At 71.2% G+C, this 18,134-nt stretch carries 15 protein-coding genes; 11 read left to right on the top strand and 4 right to left on the bottom strand.

From position 1 onward, the window contains the following. Positions 1 to 87: 87 nt before the first annotated feature. From MQH31_RS14825 to MQH31_RS14810, 4 genes are all read left to right on the top strand, one after another. Entirely contained in the window at positions 88 to 3,723 is a 3,636-nt protein-coding gene (locus MQH31_RS14825; protein WP_243012699.1) for a proline dehydrogenase family protein, read from the top strand. 219 nt (positions 3,724 to 3,942) lie between these two features. Beyond that, positions 3,943 to 4,965, top strand: a complete 1,023-nt coding sequence (locus tag MQH31_RS14820) for a 3-oxoacyl-ACP synthase III (protein WP_243012698.1) — start codon at positions 3,943 to 3,945, stop codon at positions 4,963 to 4,965. A gap of 11 nt (positions 4,966 to 4,976) precedes the next feature. Continuing rightward, positions 4,977 to 7,934 carry an alpha/beta fold hydrolase gene (locus tag MQH31_RS14815; RefSeq protein ID WP_243012854.1) on the top strand — a complete coding sequence of 986 codons (2,958 nt, stop codon included), beginning with the start codon at positions 4,977 to 4,979 and terminating at the stop codon, positions 7,932 to 7,934. Continuing rightward, positions 7,931 to 8,938: an NAD-dependent epimerase/dehydratase family protein gene (locus MQH31_RS14810; protein WP_243012697.1), complete on the top strand. Its 1,008-nt coding sequence runs from the start codon at positions 7,931 to 7,933 to the stop codon at positions 8,936 to 8,938. The genes MQH31_RS14815 and MQH31_RS14810 overlap by 4 nt, the downstream gene beginning before the upstream one ends. Positions 8,939 to 9,009: 71 nt before the next feature. On the opposite strand, the gene MQH31_RS14805 is transcribed toward MQH31_RS14810, so the two are convergent. After that, positions 9,010 to 9,372 (bottom strand): GntR family transcriptional regulator, encoded by a 363-nt coding sequence (locus tag MQH31_RS14805; RefSeq protein WP_243012696.1) that lies wholly within the window; start codon positions 9,370 to 9,372, stop codon positions 9,010 to 9,012. 94 nt (positions 9,373 to 9,466) lie between these two features. Here MQH31_RS14805 and MQH31_RS14800 point away from each other — a divergent pair, with 94 nt between their 5' ends. Both MQH31_RS14800 and MQH31_RS14795 read left to right on the top strand, forming a co-directional pair. Next, complete coding sequence (locus tag MQH31_RS14800) at positions 9,467 to 9,919, top strand: YdeI/OmpD-associated family protein (RefSeq protein ID WP_243012695.1); 453 nt, start codon at positions 9,467 to 9,469, stop codon at positions 9,917 to 9,919. A gap of 152 nt (positions 9,920 to 10,071) precedes the next feature. Continuing rightward, positions 10,072 to 10,845, top strand: coding sequence for an ABC transporter permease (locus tag MQH31_RS14795; protein WP_243012694.1), 774 nt, complete (start codon positions 10,072 to 10,074; stop codon positions 10,843 to 10,845). Positions 10,846 to 10,986: 141 nt separating this feature from the next. On the opposite strand, the gene MQH31_RS14790 is transcribed toward MQH31_RS14795, so the two are convergent. Next, positions 10,987 to 11,424: an Lrp/AsnC family transcriptional regulator gene (locus MQH31_RS14790; protein ID WP_134534606.1), complete on the bottom strand. Its 438-nt coding sequence runs from the start codon at positions 11,422 to 11,424 to the stop codon at positions 10,987 to 10,989. 262 nt (positions 11,425 to 11,686) lie between these two features. Between MQH31_RS14790 and ddaH the strand changes: the two genes are divergently transcribed. The 4 genes from ddaH to MQH31_RS14770 all read left to right on the top strand — a co-directional run bounded on the left by ddaH (position 11,687) and on the right by MQH31_RS14770 (position 14,567). Continuing rightward, a complete protein-coding gene (gene ddaH / locus MQH31_RS14785) occupies positions 11,687 to 12,544 on the top strand; it encodes a dimethylargininase (RefSeq protein ID WP_243012693.1) in 858 nt (285 codons plus the stop codon). Continuing rightward, the gene (gene rocD, locus MQH31_RS14780; RefSeq protein WP_243012692.1) at positions 12,541 to 13,839 is read left to right on the top strand and encodes an ornithine--oxo-acid transaminase; all 1,299 of its coding nucleotides are present in this window, start codon (positions 12,541 to 12,543) and stop codon (positions 13,837 to 13,839) included. The genes ddaH and rocD overlap by 4 nt, the downstream gene beginning before the upstream one ends. 70 nt (positions 13,840 to 13,909) lie before the next feature. After that, a complete protein-coding gene (locus tag MQH31_RS14775; RefSeq protein WP_243012691.1) occupies positions 13,910 to 14,161 on the top strand; it encodes a CopG family ribbon-helix-helix protein in 252 nt (83 codons plus the stop codon). Positions 14,162 to 14,174: 13 nt separating this feature from the next. Then, positions 14,175 to 14,567: a type II toxin-antitoxin system death-on-curing family toxin gene (locus MQH31_RS14770; RefSeq protein ID WP_243012690.1), complete on the top strand. Its 393-nt coding sequence runs from the start codon at positions 14,175 to 14,177 to the stop codon at positions 14,565 to 14,567. Between the two features lie 128 nt (positions 14,568 to 14,695). Here MQH31_RS14770 and MQH31_RS14765 read toward each other — a convergent pair whose 3' ends face one another. Both MQH31_RS14765 and MQH31_RS14760 read right to left on the bottom strand, forming a co-directional pair. Next, positions 14,696 to 15,958, bottom strand: coding sequence for an alpha-hydroxy acid oxidase (locus tag MQH31_RS14765; protein WP_243012689.1), 1,263 nt, complete (start codon positions 15,956 to 15,958; stop codon positions 14,696 to 14,698). Between the two features lie 130 nt (positions 15,959 to 16,088). Beyond that, the gene (locus MQH31_RS14760; RefSeq protein WP_308196463.1) at positions 16,089 to 17,066 is read right to left on the bottom strand and encodes a FadR/GntR family transcriptional regulator; all 978 of its coding nucleotides are present in this window, start codon (positions 17,064 to 17,066) and stop codon (positions 16,089 to 16,091) included. Positions 17,067 to 17,327: 261 nt separating this feature from the next. On the opposite strand from MQH31_RS14760, the gene MQH31_RS14755 reads away from it, so the two are divergent. After that, on the top strand, positions 17,328 to 18,101 hold the full coding sequence (locus tag MQH31_RS14755) for a dienelactone hydrolase family protein (RefSeq protein ID WP_243012688.1): 774 nt from the start codon (positions 17,328 to 17,330) through the stop codon (positions 18,099 to 18,101). Positions 18,102 to 18,134 lie beyond the last annotated feature (33 nt).

The following is an 18,134-nucleotide window of genomic DNA, read 5'->3' as shown; positions in this document are numbered from 1 at the left end:
CGGAAGTTCCCGCGACACTGGACTCAGATTCCGTCCCCCCGGAACGGCTCCCGGCCGTTGCGCGAGCGAAAGACTACCCTCGTGACCATGAGCAGCTCACCGTCCGTCGTGCACCAGGCCCAGAGCGCGGAGGTCGTCACGCTCGTCAGGAAGTGGCTCGCGGAAAGCACCGCCATTCCGGCCGACGTCTCGGCCGAACGCCTCGCGGGCGTGCTCAAGGACCCGAACGGCCTCGACTTCACGGTCGGCTTCGTCGACGGCGTCATGCGCCCCCAGGACCTCATGGTCGCCGGCTACAACCTGCAGGCCGTCGCGAAGAAGGCCCCCGGCTTCCTGCCCGGGTACCTGCGCGGCGCCATCGGCCTCGGCGGCGTGCTCGGCCCGGTGCTGCCGTGGGTCGTCATCCCCGCCGCACGCAAGGTGCTGCGGCAGATGGTCGGGCACCTCGTCGTCGATGCGACGCCGGACAAGCTCGGGCCCGCGATCGCGAGCCTGCGCGAATCCGGCAACCGGCTCAACATCAACCTGCTCGGTGAGGCCGTGCTCGGCGAGAAGGAAGCCCTGCGCCGGCTCGAGGGCACCAGGGCGCTGCTCGCCCGCCCCGACGTCGACTACGTCTCGATCAAGGTGTCGTCGATCGCGAGCCAGCTCTCGATGTGGTCATTCGACGAGGCCGTGACGCGGGTCGTCGAGAGGCTGACGCCGCTGTACGAGCTCGCTGCGGCATCCGCCGTGCCGAAATTCATCAACCTCGACATGGAGGAATACCGCGACCTCGACCTCACGATCGCGGTCTTCGAACGCATCCTGGACCAGCCCCGACTGCTCGGCCTCGAGGCCGGGATCGTGCTCCAGGCCTACCTGCCCGACGCCCTGGGCGCCCTGCAGGGCCTGACCCACTGGGCGCAGAGCCGGCGCGCGGCCGGGGGAGCCCCGATCAAGGTGCGCGTCGTCAAGGGCGCCAACCTCGCCATGGAGCACGTCGACGCGATCGTGCACGACTGGCCGCTCGCGACCTACGGCACCAAGCAGGACGCGGACACGAACTACAAGCGGGTGCTCAACTGGGCGCTGACCCCGCAGAACACGGATGCCGTCCGCATCGGCGTCGCCGGGCACAACCTCTTCGACGTGGCGTGGGCCCACCTCCTCGCCAAGCGGCGCGGCGTCGACGACCGGGTCGAGTTCGAGATGCTGCTGGGCATGGCGACGAGCCAGGCGGAAGCCGTGAGCCGGGACGTCGGCAAGCTGCTGCTCTACACGCCCGTCGTCAACCCTGCCGAGTTCGACGTGGCGATCAGCTACCTGATCCGCCGCCTCGAGGAGAACGCGAGCCAGGACAACTTCATGTCGGCCGTGTTCGAGCTCACCACCTCGCCGCCGCTCTTCGAACGCGAGAAGGAACGCTTCCTCGCCTCGCTCGGGGCCCTCGAATCGTCGGTCGGGCCGGAGGCCTTCGTGCCGGCACCGAACCGCAGCCAGGACCGGTCGGCGGTCGCCCAGCTCGAAGCGACGGAGTCTGCGGCCGAAGCGGCGCAGCACACCGACGACGACCTCGGCCTCACCAACGCCGTGCTCGGCTTCACCCGCGGCTCGCTCAGCGACACCGCCGCGCTTCTGACGCACGCGGGGGCCGGAGCCGGCGCGGGGAACGGGGCCGCCGGCCGCCGGTTCCACAACGAGCCGGACACCGACCCCTCCCTGCCCGCCAACCGGGCGTGGGGGCGCCGGATCCTCAGCCAGGTCGAGGGCTCACGGCTCGGGATCGACACGATCCTCGCCGCCCGAGTCGACACCGATGAGCAGCTCGACGCCATCATCGACACCGTCGCCGCAAGCGGCAACGAGTGGGGCCAGCGCCCCGGCGGGGAGCGGGCCGCGATCCTGCACCGGGCCGGCCTCGCGCTCGCCGCGAACCGCGACCGCCTGATCGAGGTGATGGCCGCGGAGACCGGAAAGACCATCGCGGAGGGCGACCCCGAGGTGAGCGAGGCCATCGACTTCGCCCACTACTACGCCGAACGCGCCCGTGACCTCGACGCCGTCCAGGGCGCCATCTTCGTGCCGCCGCGCCTCACCGTCGTCACGCCGCCGTGGAACTTCCCCGTCGCGATCTCCGCAGGCGGGGTGCTCGCGGCGCTCGCCGCAGGCTCCGGCGTCATCGTCAAGCCGGCGAAACTCGCCCAGCGCTCCGGAGCGGTCATGGTCGAGGCGCTCTGGGAGGCCGGCGTGCCCCGCGAGCTGCTCGCGCTCGTCGACCTCGCCGACCGGGAACTCGGCACCCGCCTGATCGGCCACCCCGCCGTCGACCGGGTCATCCTGACCGGGGCATACGAGACGGCGGAGCTGTTCCGGAGCTTCCGCGAGGACCTGCCGCTGCTCGCGGAGACGAGCGGCAAGAACGCGATCATCGTCACCCCGTCCGCAGACCTCGACCTCGCGGCGGCCGACGTCGTCAAGAGCGCCTTCGGTCACGCGGGTCAGAAGTGCTCCGCGGCGAGCCTCGTCATCCTCGTCGGGTCCGTCGCGCGCTCCGAGCGGTTCCTCGGCCAGCTCGTCGACGCCGCGACGAGCCTGCGGGTCGGTCGCCCCTCCGACCCGGTCACCCAGATGGGCCCGCTCATCGAACCCGCGAACGGCAAGCTCCTGCACGCCCTCACCGAGCTCGGCGTCGGCGAGAGCTGGCTCGTCGAACCGAAACAGCTGGACGAGGACGGCGCGCTGTGGTCGCCGGGCATCCGCACCGGCGTCGCCCCCGGTTCCTACTTCCACCTCACCGAGTTCTTCGGTCCCGTGCTGGGAGTCATGCATGCGCGCACGCTCGAGGAAGCCATCCGCTTTCAGAACGCGGTCGACTTCGGACTCACCTCCGGCCTGCATTCGCTCGACCCCGAGGAACTCGCGACCTGGCTCGAGACGATCGAGGCCGGCAACCTGTACGTCAACCGGGGGATCACGGGTGCGATCGTGCAGCGCCAGCCGTTCGGCGGCTGGAAGCGCTCGTCGGTGGGAGCCGGCACGAAGGCCGGCGGACCGAACTATCTCTACGGCCTCGGCAGCTGGGTGACCAACCCGGGCAGGAACAGCTCGACACTGCACCTGCGCGGCCTCGAACCGAGGGTCACGCAACTCATCGAGGGCTCGCAGCCCGTGCTCGACTATGCCGACTTCGACGTGCTGCGCCGCTCGGCCCTCAGCGACGCCCTGGCCTGGCGCGAGGAGTTCGGAGCGGTCAAGGACGTCTCGGCGCTCGGCGTCGAACGCAACCTGTTCCGCTATCGGGCCCTGCCGGTCACAGTGCGCCTCGCCGAGGACGGCACTCTGTCCAACCTGCTGCGGGTGCTCATCGCAGCGACCCTCTCGAAGTCGCGGTTCGTCGTCTCGAGCGCGCTCCCGATCCCGCCGATCGTGCGGGGCGCCCTCGCCGAGCGTGAGATCCCGGTCACGGTCGAGAGCGACGCCGAATGGCTCGCCCGCGCCGCGGCGGGCGGCACCACGACGAGCCGCGTGCGGCTCATCGGCGGCGACCCGCTGACCGGGGCGATGGATGCCGCGGCGCAGCTCGCGCACGCCCTCCGCGGCAGTCCCGACGTCGCCGTCTACGCCCACCCGGTCACCCAGGCCGGCCGGGTCGAGTTGCTTCCGTTCCTGCGGGAACAGGCGATCTCGATCACGGCGCACCGCTTCGGCAACCCGAGCACCCTCTCCGCCGGCATCATCTGACCGCCCCTCCCGCCCCGCGCGCTCACCCGCGCCCGCGAGAGCGGAGATTTGGCCCTTAAACCACGGCGTTAAGGGCCAAACCTCCGCTCTCGCGGATGGGGCGGGCGGTCAGGGGAGCGCAGCACACAGCGCGTGCACGAGGAACGACCAGTTGAGTGGGGGATAATACCGGGGACCGTGGCGTGACAGCGGCGCCATAACTCGACAGGGGATCAGCACTTGGACGGAAACGCAAAGACGTCGCACAAAAACGTCGCGCTCTTGGCGGTAGCGAGCACCCTCGCGCCGATCGTCACGACCTCGATCGAGATCGACCGTCGCCTGCAGCCGGCCCTGAAACGCCTGCGTCTCCCGAGCGGCCTGCTCCAGCGCGTCGCCGGTGTCCACGAACGCCGCAACTGGGGTGGCGACCTCGCCTTCGACGACGCGGCGGTGTCCGCGGGCAAGCGCGCCCTGAGCGAGGCGGGCGTCGAGCCTGGCCAGGTCGGTCTCCTGATCAACACCTCGGTCACCCGCAAGCACCTCGAGCCCTCCGTCGCCGTTCGGATCCACCACGGCCTCGGTCTGCCCTCGTCCGCGACCAACTTCGACATCGCCAACGCATGCCTCGGTTTCGTGAACGGGATGACCCTCGCCGCACAGCTGATCGACTCCGGCCAGGTCGACTACGCCGTGGTGATCGACGGCGAAGACGCCGACGAGATCCAGGCCAACACGATCGACCGGCTCGGACGGCCCGACATCGGCCGCAAGGACTTCATGAGCGAATTCGCCAGCCTGACCCTCGGGTCAGGGGCGGCGGCGGCCGTCCTCGGTCGTGCCGACCGGCATCCCGAGGGCCATCGCATACTCGGCGGCGTCACACGCGCCGCGACCCAGTTCAACGGGCTCTGCGTCGGAAGCGTCGACGGCATGTTCACCGACGCCAAGGCGCTGCTCAAGGGCGGCATGGAACTCGTCGTCTCGGCCTGGACGGAAGCCAAGCGCGACTGGAACTGGTCGAGCATGGACCGCTACATCCTGCACCAGGTCTCTGACGTGCACACCGACGCGATCGTAAAGGCCACCGGGCTCGACCGGGCGCGGGTGCCCCTTACCTACCCGTTGTTCGGCAACGTCGGGCCGGCGTCGATCCCGATCACCCTCGCCGAAGAGGCGAAGTCCCTGCGCCGCGGTGACCGGGTGCTGCTCATGGGGGTCGGCTCCGGCCTCAACACCGCCATGATGGAACTGGCCTGGTGACCGGCCGCACCATGACCCACCCCCGGCAACAGCACCAGTACCGCCTGCCGCGCGCCGCGGCGACACCCGCGCCGGCGGCCCTGCCGCCCGAGGGACTGCCGGGGCTCGACCCCGCGTTCTCGAGACTGGTCGAGGCCGAGGAACCGGGCGCCGGCATCCGCACCTGGCACCTGCTCGACAACGGGCCCCTGCTCGCGTCCCGCGGCATCACCCCGGTCGGCACGATCCTGTGCGTGCACGGCAACCCGACCTGGTCGTACCTGTGGCGGTCGCTCGTGACGCAGGCGACGGATGCCGCAACGCGCGGCGCAGAGGCCTGGCGCGTGATCGCCGTCGACCAGCTCGAGATGGGCTTCTCCGAGCGCACCGGGACCGTCCGTCCCCTTGCGCGCCGGGTCGCAGACCTCGGCGACCTCACGGATGCACTCGGCCTGGCCGGCCCGGTCGTCACCTTCGGCCACGACTGGGGCGGAGTCGTCTCGCTCGGCTGGGCCGTCGACCACCCGGACCTGCTCGCAGGCGTTCTGCTGCTCAACACCGCCGTGCACCAGCCGGAAGACGCCGCGATTCCGGCGCCCCTGCGGCTGGCCCTGCAGGGCGGCGTGCTCGGCACCGCGACCGTCACGACGCCCGCGTTCCTCGACACGACGCTCGCGCTCGCGCATCCGCCCCTGTCCGCCGCCGTCAAACGCGCCTACCGGGCGCCGTACCGCGGTGCCGCCCGTCGCGGCGGGATCGGAGCGTTCGTCGCCGACATCCCGGTCGGTCCCGGATCCGTCAGCACGCCGGAACTCGACCGCATCGCCTCCGGAATCCGCCGACTCGGCGTGCCGGCGCTGCTGCTCTGGGGCCCCACCGACCCGATCTTCAGCGACCGGTATCTCGACGACCTCCTCGACCGGCTCACCGATGCCGACGTGCACCGCTTCGAAGGCGCCGGTCACCTGGTGGCCGAGGACGTCGACTACGCCGCGGCCGCGCTGACCTGGCTCGCCGACCGCGCCCCGCTCGCCGCCCTGCCCTCCCCGGTGTCCGCCGCCGAGCGCGCCCCAGTCCCCGCCGCCGTGCCCGTTCCGGTCGAGAGTGACCGCTCTATCGGTCACTCTCGACCGGAAAAGGACATCTCGGACGCGGAAACCGCACCCGGGTCCGGGTCCGGGTCCGGCGGGGACGGGTACCAGCCGCTCTGGCACTACCTCGATGAATTCCGGGAGAGCGACGACATCGCCCTCGTCGACATGGCGCCAGGCCACGGCGCCGCTCAGCTCAGCGTCACCTGGCGCGAGCTGTCCACCCGTGTGCGCCAGCTGGCCACCGGGCTCTATCAGATCGGCGTCCGCAAGGGCGACCGGGTTTCGCTCCTCGTTCCTCCGGGCGCCGACCTCACGGCGGTGCTGTATGCCTGCGTACGCATCGGCGCCGTCGTCGTGGTCGCGGATGCCGGCCTCGGCCTCCGTGGCCTGACCAGGGCCGTCCGCGGCGCGCGTCCAGACCACGTCATCGGAGCGACCCCCGGGTTGCTCGCCGCCAGGGCGCTCGGCTGGCCGGGGCAGAAGATCGCCGCGGTCACCCTCGCCAAGCCCCTTGCCCGGCTCCTCGACGTCTCCTTCACCCTCGCAGAGCTGGAGTCGCTCGGCGCGGAGGAGGAACTGCCGCAGGAGCCCACCGCGGCCGATACGGCGGCGGTGCTCTTCACCTCCGGTTCGACGGGGCCCGCCAAGGGCGTCGTCTATACGAACGGCCAGCTCGCCGCGGTCAGCCGGGCCCTCCGCGCCCAGTACGGCGTCGGCCCCGGCACGGGCCTCGTCGCCGGTTTCGCACCGTTCGCCCTCCTCGGCCCCGCCCTCGGTGCCCGATCGGTCACCCCCGACATGGACGTCACCTCGCCCAAGACGCTCACCGCGACCGCCGTGGCCGCCGCCGTCGCCGCGATCGACGCATCCGTCGTGTTCCTGTCGCCGGCAGCGCTCACGAACGTCGTCGCGACCGCAGGGAGCCTCAGCCCCGCCGACTGGGCATCCCTCGCCGGGGTGCGCAGCTTCCTGTCCGCCGGTGCGCCGGTCGCCGAGCCGCTCCTCGCCGCGGCCGCCCGGCTGATGCCGGGCGCGACAGCCCATACCCCGTACGGCATGACCGAGGGACTCCTGATGACGGACATCACCCTCGAGGGCATCCGGGCCGCGACGGGCGACCGCCTGCGCGCCCCGTCGCCGGCCACAACGGATGCCGCGAACGGCATCCGCAATCCCGGTCGCCCTGCCATCCGTGACGTCGAGACGACGGCTGCCCCCGGCGGCGTCTGCGTCGGCTGTCCCACCGGGACCACCCGGATCCGGATCAGCGCACTCGACGACCGGGGTGCTGCCACCGGCGAGCTCTCAGAGCAGACCGGCGTGACCGGTGAGATCGTCGTCTCCGCCCCCCACGTCGAAGACCACTACGACCGGCTCTGGCTCACCGACCGGGCGGCCAGGCGCGGCGCGATCACGGGCGAACGCTGGCACCGCACCGGCGACGTCGGCCACCTCGACGTCGACGGCAGGCTCTGGGTCGAGGGCCGGCTGCCGCACGTCATCGTGACGAGCGCCGGAGTGGTCACCCCCGTCGGCCCCGAACAAGCCATCGAGCGCATCCGGGCCATACCCCGGGCTGCGGTCACCGGTGACACCCGCGGCCGGCCCGCGCAGGGCCACGCCGGCGTGGCGCGGGCCGCCGTCGTCGGAATCGGGCCGGTCGGCACCCAGCAGCTCGTCGCCGTCGTCGAGACCACGCCAGCTGCGCGCCGGGTGCGACTCGCGTCCAGCGAGCTCGCCGCCGCGGTCCGGCTCGCGTCGACAGCGCCGATCGCGGCCGTGCTCGTCGTCCCGCACCTGCCGACAGACATCCGGCACAATTCCAAGATCGACCGCAGCAGGCTCGCCCGCTGGGCGGGCGGCATCCTCTCCGGTGGGCGGATGACGCGGCCGTGACCGCCCTCCGGGTGCTCGTCACCGGGGCAAGCGGCTTCCTCGGTCGTGCGGTCGCGGCAGAGCTCGTCGCGGCCGGGCACGAGGTGAGCTGCTTCCAGCGGCGGCCGTCCGGCGTGGCCGGGGCGCGCGACCTGCTCGGTTCCGTGACGGCCGAGGTCGACCTGAAACATGCCGTCATCGGCATGGATGCTGTCGTGCACCTCGCCGCGAAGGTGTCCCTCGCCGGTGACCCGCGCGACTTCGAGGCGGTCAACGTCGAAGGCACCCGCTCGCTCCTTGGTGCGGCAGTGGATGCCGGGGTCTCGCGCTTCGTGTTCGTCTCCTCTCCCTCGGTCGCCCACGCCGGCGCATCCATCGTCGGCAGCGATGCCGGCCCGGCCGATCCGGCCCGCGCCCGCGGTGACTACGCCCGCACCAAGGCCAGGGCCGAACTGCTCGCGCTCGACGCCGACTCTCCGCTCATGCGCGTCGTCGCCGTGCGCCCGCACCTGGTCTGGGGCCCGGGGGACACCCAGCTCGTCGCCCGCATCGTCGACCGGGCCCGGGCGGGCCGCCTCCCGTTGCTCGGACACGGCGCGGCGCTCATCGACACGACCTACGTGGACAACGCGGCGACGGCGATCAGCGCCGCCCTCGACCGGGTGCCCGACGTGCACGGCAACGCCTACGTCATCACCAACGGCGAGCCCCGACCGGTCGCCGAGCTGCTCGACGGCATGTGCCGGGCCGCCGGCGTGCGGCCACCGGCCTGGTCGGTTCCCGCTGCCCTTGCGCGCGCGGGCGGCTCCGCGATCGAGGCCGCCTGGCGGGTGCGCCCCGGAGTCGACGAACCCCCGATGACCCGCTTCCTCGCCGAACAGCTCTCCACCGCCCACTGGTTCGACCAGCGTCGGACGCGCGCGGACCTGCACTGGACCCCACGGGTGACCCTCGACGAGGGCTTCCGCCGCCTCGCCGCCGCCTACGCCCAGCCCCCCGCACCCGGCGGCCGCGAAAGCGGCTGAGTCGTCGGCATGACGGGTTCACACCGACGATTCGCCCGCTTTCGCGGCAGGGCGGGGCGCATTCGGTGTGCTCAGGGGCGGATGCCGAGCGCGGCTGCCGCAAGCGCGAGCGCGTCCTGCGCGTCCAGGCCGAGCCCGCGCATCCGCTCGGCGAATTCGGCCGCAGCGCGTTGCGCCTGTCGCCTGGTCGGGTCGCCCGTCGCCGCGATGAAGGAGCCCAGCCGGCCGCGGGTCTCGATCACCTCGCCCTGCTCGAGCTCGCGGTAGGCCCTGGCCACGGTGTTCGGCGCGAGCCCGAGTTCGTCGGCGAGCCTGCGCACGGTCGGCAGCTTGTCGCCGGGTGCGGCGGTCCCGGTTCGCACGGCGTCGACGACCTGCTGGCGCAGCTGCTCGAAGGGCGGCGTCGGGGAGTGCTCGTCGATGATCAGCTTCATGATGCCCGCACCGCCTCTCTTTGTGTCGGTTATGTACCAAGCTAGTCCGCGGGGGCACTCGCGCGAAACCGCCGGCCGCGCCATACTCGGATCCATGAAATTCACCACCGTCCTCGAACTGTCCGGAAAGTCGGCAACGGGCATCCGCGTTCCGGAGGAGGTCGTCGCGGGCCTCGGCCCCGGCAAACGCCACGCCATCAGGGTCACGATCGCCGGCCACACCTACCGCAGCTCGGTCGCGCCCTACCGTGGCGCGTACATGATCGCGCTCAGTGCGGAGAACCGCGAGCAGGCCGGCGTCGCGGCGGGTGACGAGATCGAGGTCGACGTCGAGCTCGACACCGAACCCCGGGTGGTCGAGGTGCCCGCGGACTTCGCCGCCGCGCTCGACGACCAACCGGGTGCCCGGGCGGCCTTCGGGGCGCTGTCCTACAGCAACCAGCGCGCCCACGTCCTCGCGATCGAGGGTGCGAAAACGCCGGAGACCCGTCGGCGCCGGATCGACGCGGCCCGTGCCGCACTTGCGCCGGCCGCGCCGAGTCCGTGACCTCTCAATCTCCGTCTGGTCCATCCCGGCGGCAGCGAGATTCGTTCCCGTTCACTGGCCCTGTCGCTCACTGACTTTTCACTGAGCGGGACCGACTTCGTTTCGGAACGACCCCGAACAGGGCAGCTCGCTACGCTCGCTAGGCTCAGAAGGTGACCTGGCCCGCCGACCTCCCCGCTGAACTGGGCGGACTGCTGCCCAGCCTCGTCGGGGTTCTGCTGCTGATCGCGGTTGTCACCGCCCTGCTCCGCGGCTTCCACGTACCCCGCCCGTACGCACCTGCCCTCGCCATCCTCCGGGGCACGCTCCAGCTCGCGGCGATCAGCCTCATCCTGAGCGGCATCATCTCTGACCCGCTCTGGGTCGGAGTCGGCCTCAGCGTGATGTTCGTCGCCGCCGTGAGCACGGTCAACCGTCGGCTCGGCGCCACTCGGCAGCACTTCGGCTGGATCGCCGCAGCGATGGGTCTCGGCATCCTCGCGACGCTCACCGTGGTCTTCTCGGTCGGCGCCATCGAATTCTCCCCGCGGTATGTGCTCTCCTACGGCGGCATCATCATCGGGAATGCGATGTCGATCGCCACCCTGACCGGCCGGCGCTTCGGCGAGGCGGTCACCGAGCACTGGGACGAGGTCGAGGGCTGGATGGCCCTCGGGGCGACCCCGCGGCAGTCGACGCTCGACCTGGCGCGCCGCGCGGTCTACTTCGCCATCATCCCGACGACCGACCAGACCAAGACCACGGGTCTCGTCACCCTGCCCGGGGCATTCGTCGGCGCGATCTTCGGCGGAGCCTCGCCGCTCGAGGCCGGGCGTTTCCAGATCGTCGTGCTCGCCGGCATCCTCTGCGCCGGTGCGATCACGGCCGTCACCCTGATCCAGTTCCTCGCGCCGATCCGGATGAAGCCCATCCCGATCCCCACCTAGTCACGACCGACAAAGACCGCTCGCTCTTCCCGCGAGAGCGCACTTTTGGCCCTTAAACTGCTCGTTTAAGGGCCAAAAACGTACTCTCGCGGGCGGCGGTGAGGGTTGGACGGGCGACGGGCGACGGATGCCGCGGCGCGGCTACTCGGCCGCGCGGTGGATGAGCCGGGAGAGCACGATCGCGCTGCGGGTGTGGTCGACGTTGGGTGCGAGGCGCACCTTCTCGAGTGCCGCCTCGAGCCCGGGGATGTCGCGCGCCCGGATGTGCACGATCGCGTCCGCGCTTCCCGTGACGGTGCCGGCGTCGACGACCTCCGGCACCCCGGAGAGGATGCGGAGGAGTTCGTCGGGAGCGACGGTCCCACGGCAGAAGAGCTCGACATATGCCTCGGTGCTCATGCCGTCGATCGCGGGGTCGACCTGGATCGTGAAGCCGCGGATGATCCCGTCGAGGACGAGCCGGTCGACCCGGCGCTTGACCGCGGAGGCGGACAGCCCGACGACAGAGCCGATGTCTCCGTAGCCGGCCCGTGCATTCTGTCGCAGAAGGTCGAGTATGCCGCGGTCGAGGTTGTCCATTCCGAGAGTCTAGGGGGAATTCGGCGCAGCGACGTGGAAATCCTGCGCACAAGGCGACAATCACGCCGATTATGCGCGCATATTGGCGTGCAACGTTGATTCACGCTGTGTGAGAATGGGCACGGCGTCTCTGTGCGGTGCCGATCGGCAGTCAGTGGGCTGTCGTCCAGCCGCGCAGAGCTCTCATGAGTGACCTGGTCCGCCATCCACCCCGCGTTCCGATTCCGGCAGAAGCCGACGGAGCGCAGACGAAGGAGACCTCATGACCATCGATCTCGACCCCACGACGACGCCAGCGACCGCGGCGCTCGCCCCGGTGCGCACGGCCGTCAAGCGCACGGTGCTGATGTGCAAGCCCGACTACTTCACCGTCGTGTACCGGATCAACCCGTGGATGGACCCGGCCATCCCCACCGACACGAGCCTCGCCGTCGCCCAGTGGCAGACCCTCTACGACACCTACGTCGGCCTCGGCTTCGACGTGCACCTGATCGACCCGATCGACGGCCTGCCCGACATGGTCTACGCCGCTAACGGCGGATTCGTCATCGACAACATCGCCTACGGCGCCGCGTTCACGTACCCGGAGCGCCAGCCGGAGGGCCCCGCGTACATGGACTGGTTCCGCGCCAACGGCTTCGACGTGCGCGTGCCCGTCGAGATCAACGAGGGCGAGGGCGATTTCCTGCTCGTCGGAGACGTCATCCTCGCCGGCACCGGCTTCCGCAGCGCCTCGAACAGCCACGAGGAGGTCTCCGCGATCTACGGCCGTCCGGTCATCACGCTCAACCTCGTCAACCCGAGCTTCTACCACCTCGACACCGCGATCGCCGTGCTCGACGACACCAACATCGCGTACCTGCCGAGCGCCTTCGACGAACCGAGCCTCGCCGTGTTGCGTGAACGCTACCCCGACGCGATCATCGTCACCGAGGAGGACGCCGCGATCCTCGGCCTCAACTCCTACTCCGACGGCTACAACGTCGTCATCGCCGCCCGCGCGAAGGACTTCGAGGGCCAACTCCGCGAACGCGGCTACAACCCGATCGGCGTCGACCTCTCCGAGCTCCTCCTCGGCGGCGGCGGCGTCAAGTGCTGCACCCTGGAGCTGCGCCGATGAGCGCCCCCACGAACACCCGGCCGGGCGCGCACCGCGCCGAGCAGACGACGGATGCCGCCCCCGGCGCCCCGACGCAGGCATCCGCAACGCCCGCCGCCTTCATCGCCCTCGAAGAGGAGCACGCCGCCCACAACTACCACCCGCTGCCCGTCGTGGTCGCGACCGGTGACGGTGCCTGGGTGACGGATGTCGACGGCAAGCGCTACCTGGACTGTCTCGCCGCGTACTCCGCGGTCAACTTCGGCCACTCGAACCCCGTGCTGCTCGACGCCGCCCGCGCCCAGCTCGGCCGGATCACCCTCACGAGCCGCGCCTTCCACAACGACCAGCTCGGCCCGTTCGTCACGGCCCTCGCCGAGCTCGCCCACAAGGACATGGTGCTTCCGATGAACACGGGCGCCGAGGCCGTCGAGTCCGGCATCAAGGTCGCCCGCGCCTGGGGCTACCGCGTGAAGGGCGTCGCGGCCGACCGGGCGAACATCATCGTCGCCGGCGGCAACTTCCACGGCCGCACCACCACGATCATCAGCTTCTCCGACGATGAGTCCGCCCGCGCGGGCTTCGGCCCGTTCACGCCCGGATTCCGCACCGTGCCGTTCGGCGACGCCGCTGCCCTCGAGGCCGCGATCGACGAGAACACCGTCGCCGTGCTGCTCGAACCGATCCAGGGCGAGGCCGGCATCGTCGTGCCGCCCGCCGACTACCTCCCCGCGGTGCGCGAGATCACCACGCGCCACAACGTGCTCTTCATCGCGGATGAGATCCAGTCCGGCCTCGGCCGCACCGGCGCCACGTTCGCGTGCGACCTCGTCGGCGTCGTGCCCGACCTCTACCTCCTGGGCAAGGCCCTCGGCGGCGGCATCGTTCCGGTGTCCGCGGTCGTCGGCAACCGCGACGTGCTCGGCGTGCTGCACCCGGGCGAGCACGGCTCGACGTTCGGCGGCAACCCGCTCGCCGCCGCCGTCGGCCTCGCCGTCGTGCGGATACTGGCCGAGGGCGACTACCAGGAGCGCGCCCGCGTGCTCGGCGCCCACCTCCACGAAGCGCTGAACGGCCTCATCGGGCACGGGGTCGTCGCGGTCCGCGGCGCCGGGCTGTGGGCCGGAATCGACATCGACCCGAATCTCGCAAGCGGTCGCGCGGTCTGCGAGGCGCTCATGGTCCGCGGGGTCCTGGCCAAGGACACCCACGGCTCCACGATCCGGCTCGCCCCGCCGCTCTGCGTCTCCGAAGCCGACCTCGACTGGGCCGTCGCCCAGCTCGCCGCCGTGCTCGACGGGTTCGCCACCGAGTAGCTCGCCGCCGGCCGCTGACCTGTGCCGTTTTCGCCGAGTCGACCCGTCCCAGCGGGTCGGTTCGGCGGACATGGGCATTCTCGACGTGGTGGTACCACAGTGGTACCATTTCGGCATGGCTATGACCGTCAGACTCCCCCCAGAGCTCGACTCCGCGCTGGAGTCGCTCGCCCGCCTGCGCCATACCTCCAAGCACGCGTTGCTCATCGAGGCGGCCGATCGCTTCGCACGACAGGAATCAAAGACAGCGCGCGTGCTGACGAGCGTGGACGAGATCTCTGCGGAATACGCTGATCTGCTGACCCGGCTCGAAGACGCCTGAGTCCGCGGGTGCGATGGTGATCGAGTACATCGAGTACATCGAGTACATCGAGCCGGAGCAGGCCTTGGCTGTCGTGGCACACCTCGGACTTCACATTCGCGACCAGGGACTGCTCTTCTCCGCGCTCGCCCGGCCATCGGCGGGCATGTTCGGTGAGGATGCCTATGCGACGCTCGAGCTGAAGGCCGCCGCGCTCATGTCGTCACTGGCCCAGAACCACCCACTGTTCGACGGGAACAAGCGGCTGTCCTGGATCCTCACCCTCGCGTTCCTGCGGCTCAACGGCTTTCGCGTGGTCATGTCGACGGATGACGCGTTCCACTTCGTGATCTCGGTCGCGCAGAGTGAGCTCGACCTCGACGGGATCGCAACGATGCTCGCCCGCCATGTCGTCCCGGCACCTTGAGCGTCCCAGCGTCCCAGCGCCCTGAGTGCCGGAGCGCGGCACACTGGCGTCCGGCGTCGAGTCGACCCGTTTTCGCCGAGTCGACCCGTTGCAGCGGGTCGGTTCGGCGGAAACGGGCCATCTCGGCGCTAGGGCCGTGTCGCGGGCACGCCCTCCGGACGGGCGATGCGGCTCAGGCGGGAGAGCTGGGTGACGTGCCCCGGCTCGAGTTCCTCGAGCGACGTCACGCCGAGCAGCCGCATGGTGCGGGTGATCTGCTCCGCGAGGATCTGCACAGCCCGGTCGACGCCGGCCTCGCCGCCGGCCATCAGCCCATAGAGGTAGGCCCGGCCGACGAGGGTGAACCGAGCGCCGAGGGCGACGGCGGCGACGATGTCGGCACCGCTCATGATGCCCGTGTCGAGGTGCACCTCGAGGTCGTTGCCCACTTCGCGAGCGACCTCGGGCAGCAGGTGGAACGGGATCGGGGCGCGGTCGAGCTGGCGGCCCCCGTGGTTGGAGAGGATGATCGCGTCGACGCCCATTTCGGCGAGCCTGGCGGCATCCGCCACGTTCTGCACGCCCTTGACGACGACCTTGCCCGGCCACTGCGTCTTGATCCAGGCGAGGTCCTCGAAGGTGACGGTCGGGTCGAACATGGTGTCGAGCAGTTCCCCGACGGTGCCGCTCCAGCGGTCGAGGGACGCGAAGGCGAGCGGTTCCGTCGTGAGGAAGTTGATCCACCATTCCGGGCGCGGGAGTGCGTTGACCACGGTGCCGAGGGTGAGCTGTGGCGGGATCGAGAACCCGTTGCGCTTGTCGCGCAGGCGCGCGCCGGCGACGGGCACGTCGACCGTCACGAGCAGGGTGTCGAAGCCGGCCTTCGCGGCCCGGTCGACGAGGGCCATCGAGCGGTCGCGGTCCTTCCACATGTAGAGCTGGAACCAGTTGCGCCCGTGCGGGTTGGCGGCCTTGACGTCCTCGATCGCGGTCGTGCCCATCGTCGAGAGCGAGAACGGGATGCCGGCCTTCGCGGCCGCGTGCGCGCCGGCGATCTCGCCCTCGGTCTGCATCATCCGGGTGAATCCGGTCGGCGCGATCCCGAACGGGAGGGCGACGGGCGCCCCGAGCACGTCCCAGCCGGTCGAGACCGTCGAGACGTCGCGCAGGATCGCCGGGTGGAACTCGATGTCCTCGAAGGCCTGGCGGGCGCGGGCGAGTGAGATCTCCGCCTCTGCGGCTCCCTCGGTGTAGTCGAACGCGGCCTTCGGCGTGCGCCGCTTGGCGATCGCGCGCAGGTCGTAGATGGTGAGGGCGCTCTCGAGGCGGCGCTTCTTCGCGTTGAGCTCCGGCGCCTTGAACTGCATGAGCGGGGCGAGGTCCTTGATTTTGGGGATGCGTCGTTGAACCATGGTCTGGAATTCCGTTCTGGGGCTGGGGGCTGGCAGGGCGGGGTCGGGGGCTACGGTCGGTGTTTCCGGCGAGTCGGTCGGCTGGGCGGGTCGCGTCGGTCCGGGTCGCGTCGGGTCGCGTCGGTTCAGGTCATGTCGGTTCGGGTCGGCTCGGCACGGGTCGCGTCGGGACGGCGGGCGGAATTTCGGCACTGCCCGCATCTCCCGGTGTCTCCGTCAGCCGGGTCTCGGCGTAGTACCCCGCGATATGCGACTGCACCGCCCGTCGGGCCGCTGCGGGGTCGGCCGCGCGAATGCACGCGACGATCTCCCGGTGTTCGAGCCTGAGGCGAGCGGATGTCTCCGCCCACGACCCGAGTCGGGCCACGCCCGCGCGGGCGTACGCTTCGATCGCGCTGCGGAGTCCGGCCATGGTCGCCGTGATGACCTGGTTTCCGGACGCCTCGGCGAGGGCGAGGTGGAACTGCGCATCGAGCGCCAGGAACTCGGCCTCCGTCCGGCCCGGCGCGTCCATCGCGTCGAGGAGCTGTTCCGCGCGGGCCAGGGACCCGGTGCCGACTCCGGTCTGGCCGCCGGCCGGCGTTGGTACGGTCGTCCCGGCATCCGTGGCCGCCGCGGCGGCCGCGGCCGCCGGCACCGGCACGGACATCGGCACGGGCACCGATGTCGGCACGGAGGTCGGCACGGGCACCGACGTCGACGCGCGAGCCGGGCTGCCGTGCGCCTCGGCGAGCTCGGTCACGACGGCCGCCTCGAGCACGAGCCGGGTCTTCACGACGTCCGCGACCGGGAAGCCCCGGGCCGCGACCTGCAGCCGCATCAGCGCCGACATCCCGCCGCCGGGCAGCGCGACGATGATCGCCCCCGAGGTCGGCCCTGAGCCCGTCGCGGTGCGCACGAGCCCGAGCACCTCGAGCACCCGGATCGCCTCGCGCACGCTCGACCGGCCGACACCGAGGGAGGCGGCGAGGGCGCGTTCGGGGGCGAGGCGATCCCCGGGCCGCAGCCGACCCGAGAGCAGATCGCGCTCGATCGACTCGAGCACGAGCTCCCAGGCCCGGGGCTCGTCCGGGAGTGCGCCCGGTACGGGCACGGCGTCAACGGTCACGGGCTCCTCCTCGGCAGTGGGGTGGTGTCGGTCGTTGGGCGGCAGCCATGAGACGGCGCCGCTGTGGTCTGACCACACACTACACGGCGACGCCCGCCCGGGTCCACCCCCGTCCCCAACCCGCCCCTCCCGCCGCGAGAGTACGAAAAAGGCCCCTTCGCGTCGTCCGGAGGGGCCGATTTCGTACTCTCGCGGATTCGTTGGCGGGTGCCATTGCGATATGGTTCCTCCAACCCGAGCACGCCCAGGCCAGGAGGCCCCATGACCGCGCACCCCGCCCCGCAGCTGATCGACCTCGAACTCCCGGCCGCGAGCGGCGGAAGCACGGGACTCCGGGCGGTGCTGGGCGTTCCGGCCGGCCCCGGCCCCTGGCCAGGGGTTGTCCTTGTGCACGAGGCCTTCGGGATTAGCGACGTGATGCGCCGCCAGGTCGAGCGGCTGGCTTCGGCGGGCTACCTCGCCCTGATGCCCGACCTCTTCACGGAGGGCGGTGCCCGGAAGTGCCTCATTGCGACCTTCCGCGCCCTGTCCGCGGGCGAGGGGCGTGCCTTCGTCGACATCGAGAATGCGCGCCAGGCGCTCGTCGCCCGGCCGGACTGCACGGGAGAGGTGGGGGTGCTCGGCTTCTGCATGGGCGGCGGCTTCGCGCTCGCGGCCGCCACGCGGGGGTTCGCCGCGGCATCCGTCAATTACGGCCGGCTGCCGAAGGATCTCGACGCCGCGCTCGAGGGCGCCTGCCCGATCGTGGGCAGCTACGGCGGGCGTGACCGCTCGCTCGTCGGCGCCGCGGCCCGGCTCGAGGACGGACTCGTGCGTTCCGGCGTGCCGCACGACGTCAAGGAATACCCAAGCGCCGGACACTCCTTCCTCAACGATGCCGAAACGGGCCCGGCCGCCGTGCGTTTCCTCACGCAGCGTATCCTCGGTGCCGGCCCCGACCCGGAGGCCGCCGCCGACGCCTGGACCCGCATCGAGGCCTTCTTCGGCGAGCACCTCGCCCCTGGCCCGCGCGCAGAGCCCGCCCCTGCCGACTGACCCGAACCACTTCAACGGAGTTTTCGGGTTGTG

The organism is Cryobacterium zhongshanensis (assembly GCF_022760445.1).
In the GTDB taxonomy this organism is placed as follows: Bacteria; Actinomycetota; Actinomycetes; order Actinomycetales; family Microbacteriaceae; genus Cryobacterium; species Cryobacterium algoricola.
This window is presented reverse-complemented; position numbering and strand designations above follow the sequence as displayed.

What these genes read in the sequence shown, in the direction of transcription:
- MQH31_RS14775 (WP_243012691.1), top strand. Translation starts at nt 13,910, where the DNA reads ATGGGCATTCTCGACGTGGTGGTACCACAGTGGTACCATTTCGGCATG.
- MQH31_RS14770 (WP_243012690.1), top strand. Translation starts at nt 14,175, where the DNA reads ATGGTGATCGAGTACATCGAGTACATCGAGTACATCGAGCCGGAGCAG.
- MQH31_RS14790 (WP_134534606.1), bottom strand. Translation starts at nt 11,424, where the DNA reads ATGGACAACCTCGACCGCGGCATACTCGACCTTCTGCGACAGAATGCA.
- MQH31_RS14825 (WP_243012699.1), top strand. Translation starts at nt 88, where the DNA reads ATGAGCAGCTCACCGTCCGTCGTGCACCAGGCCCAGAGCGCGGAGGTC.
- MQH31_RS14815 (WP_243012854.1), top strand. Translation starts at nt 4,977, where the DNA reads ATGACCCACCCCCGGCAACAGCACCAGTACCGCCTGCCGCGCGCCGCG.
- MQH31_RS14755 (WP_243012688.1), top strand. Translation starts at nt 17,328, where the DNA reads ATGACCGCGCACCCCGCCCCGCAGCTGATCGACCTCGAACTCCCGGCC.
- MQH31_RS14805 (WP_243012696.1), bottom strand. Translation starts at nt 9,372, where the DNA reads ATGAAGCTGATCATCGACGAGCACTCCCCGACGCCGCCCTTCGAGCAG.
- ddaH (WP_243012693.1), top strand. Translation starts at nt 11,687, where the DNA reads ATGACCATCGATCTCGACCCCACGACGACGCCAGCGACCGCGGCGCTC.
- MQH31_RS14765 (WP_243012689.1), bottom strand. Translation starts at nt 15,958, where the DNA reads ATGGTTCAACGACGCATCCCCAAAATCAAGGACCTCGCCCCGCTCATG.
- rocD (WP_243012692.1), top strand. Translation starts at nt 12,541, where the DNA reads ATGAGCGCCCCCACGAACACCCGGCCGGGCGCGCACCGCGCCGAGCAG.
- MQH31_RS14800 (WP_243012695.1), top strand. Translation starts at nt 9,467, where the DNA reads ATGAAATTCACCACCGTCCTCGAACTGTCCGGAAAGTCGGCAACGGGC.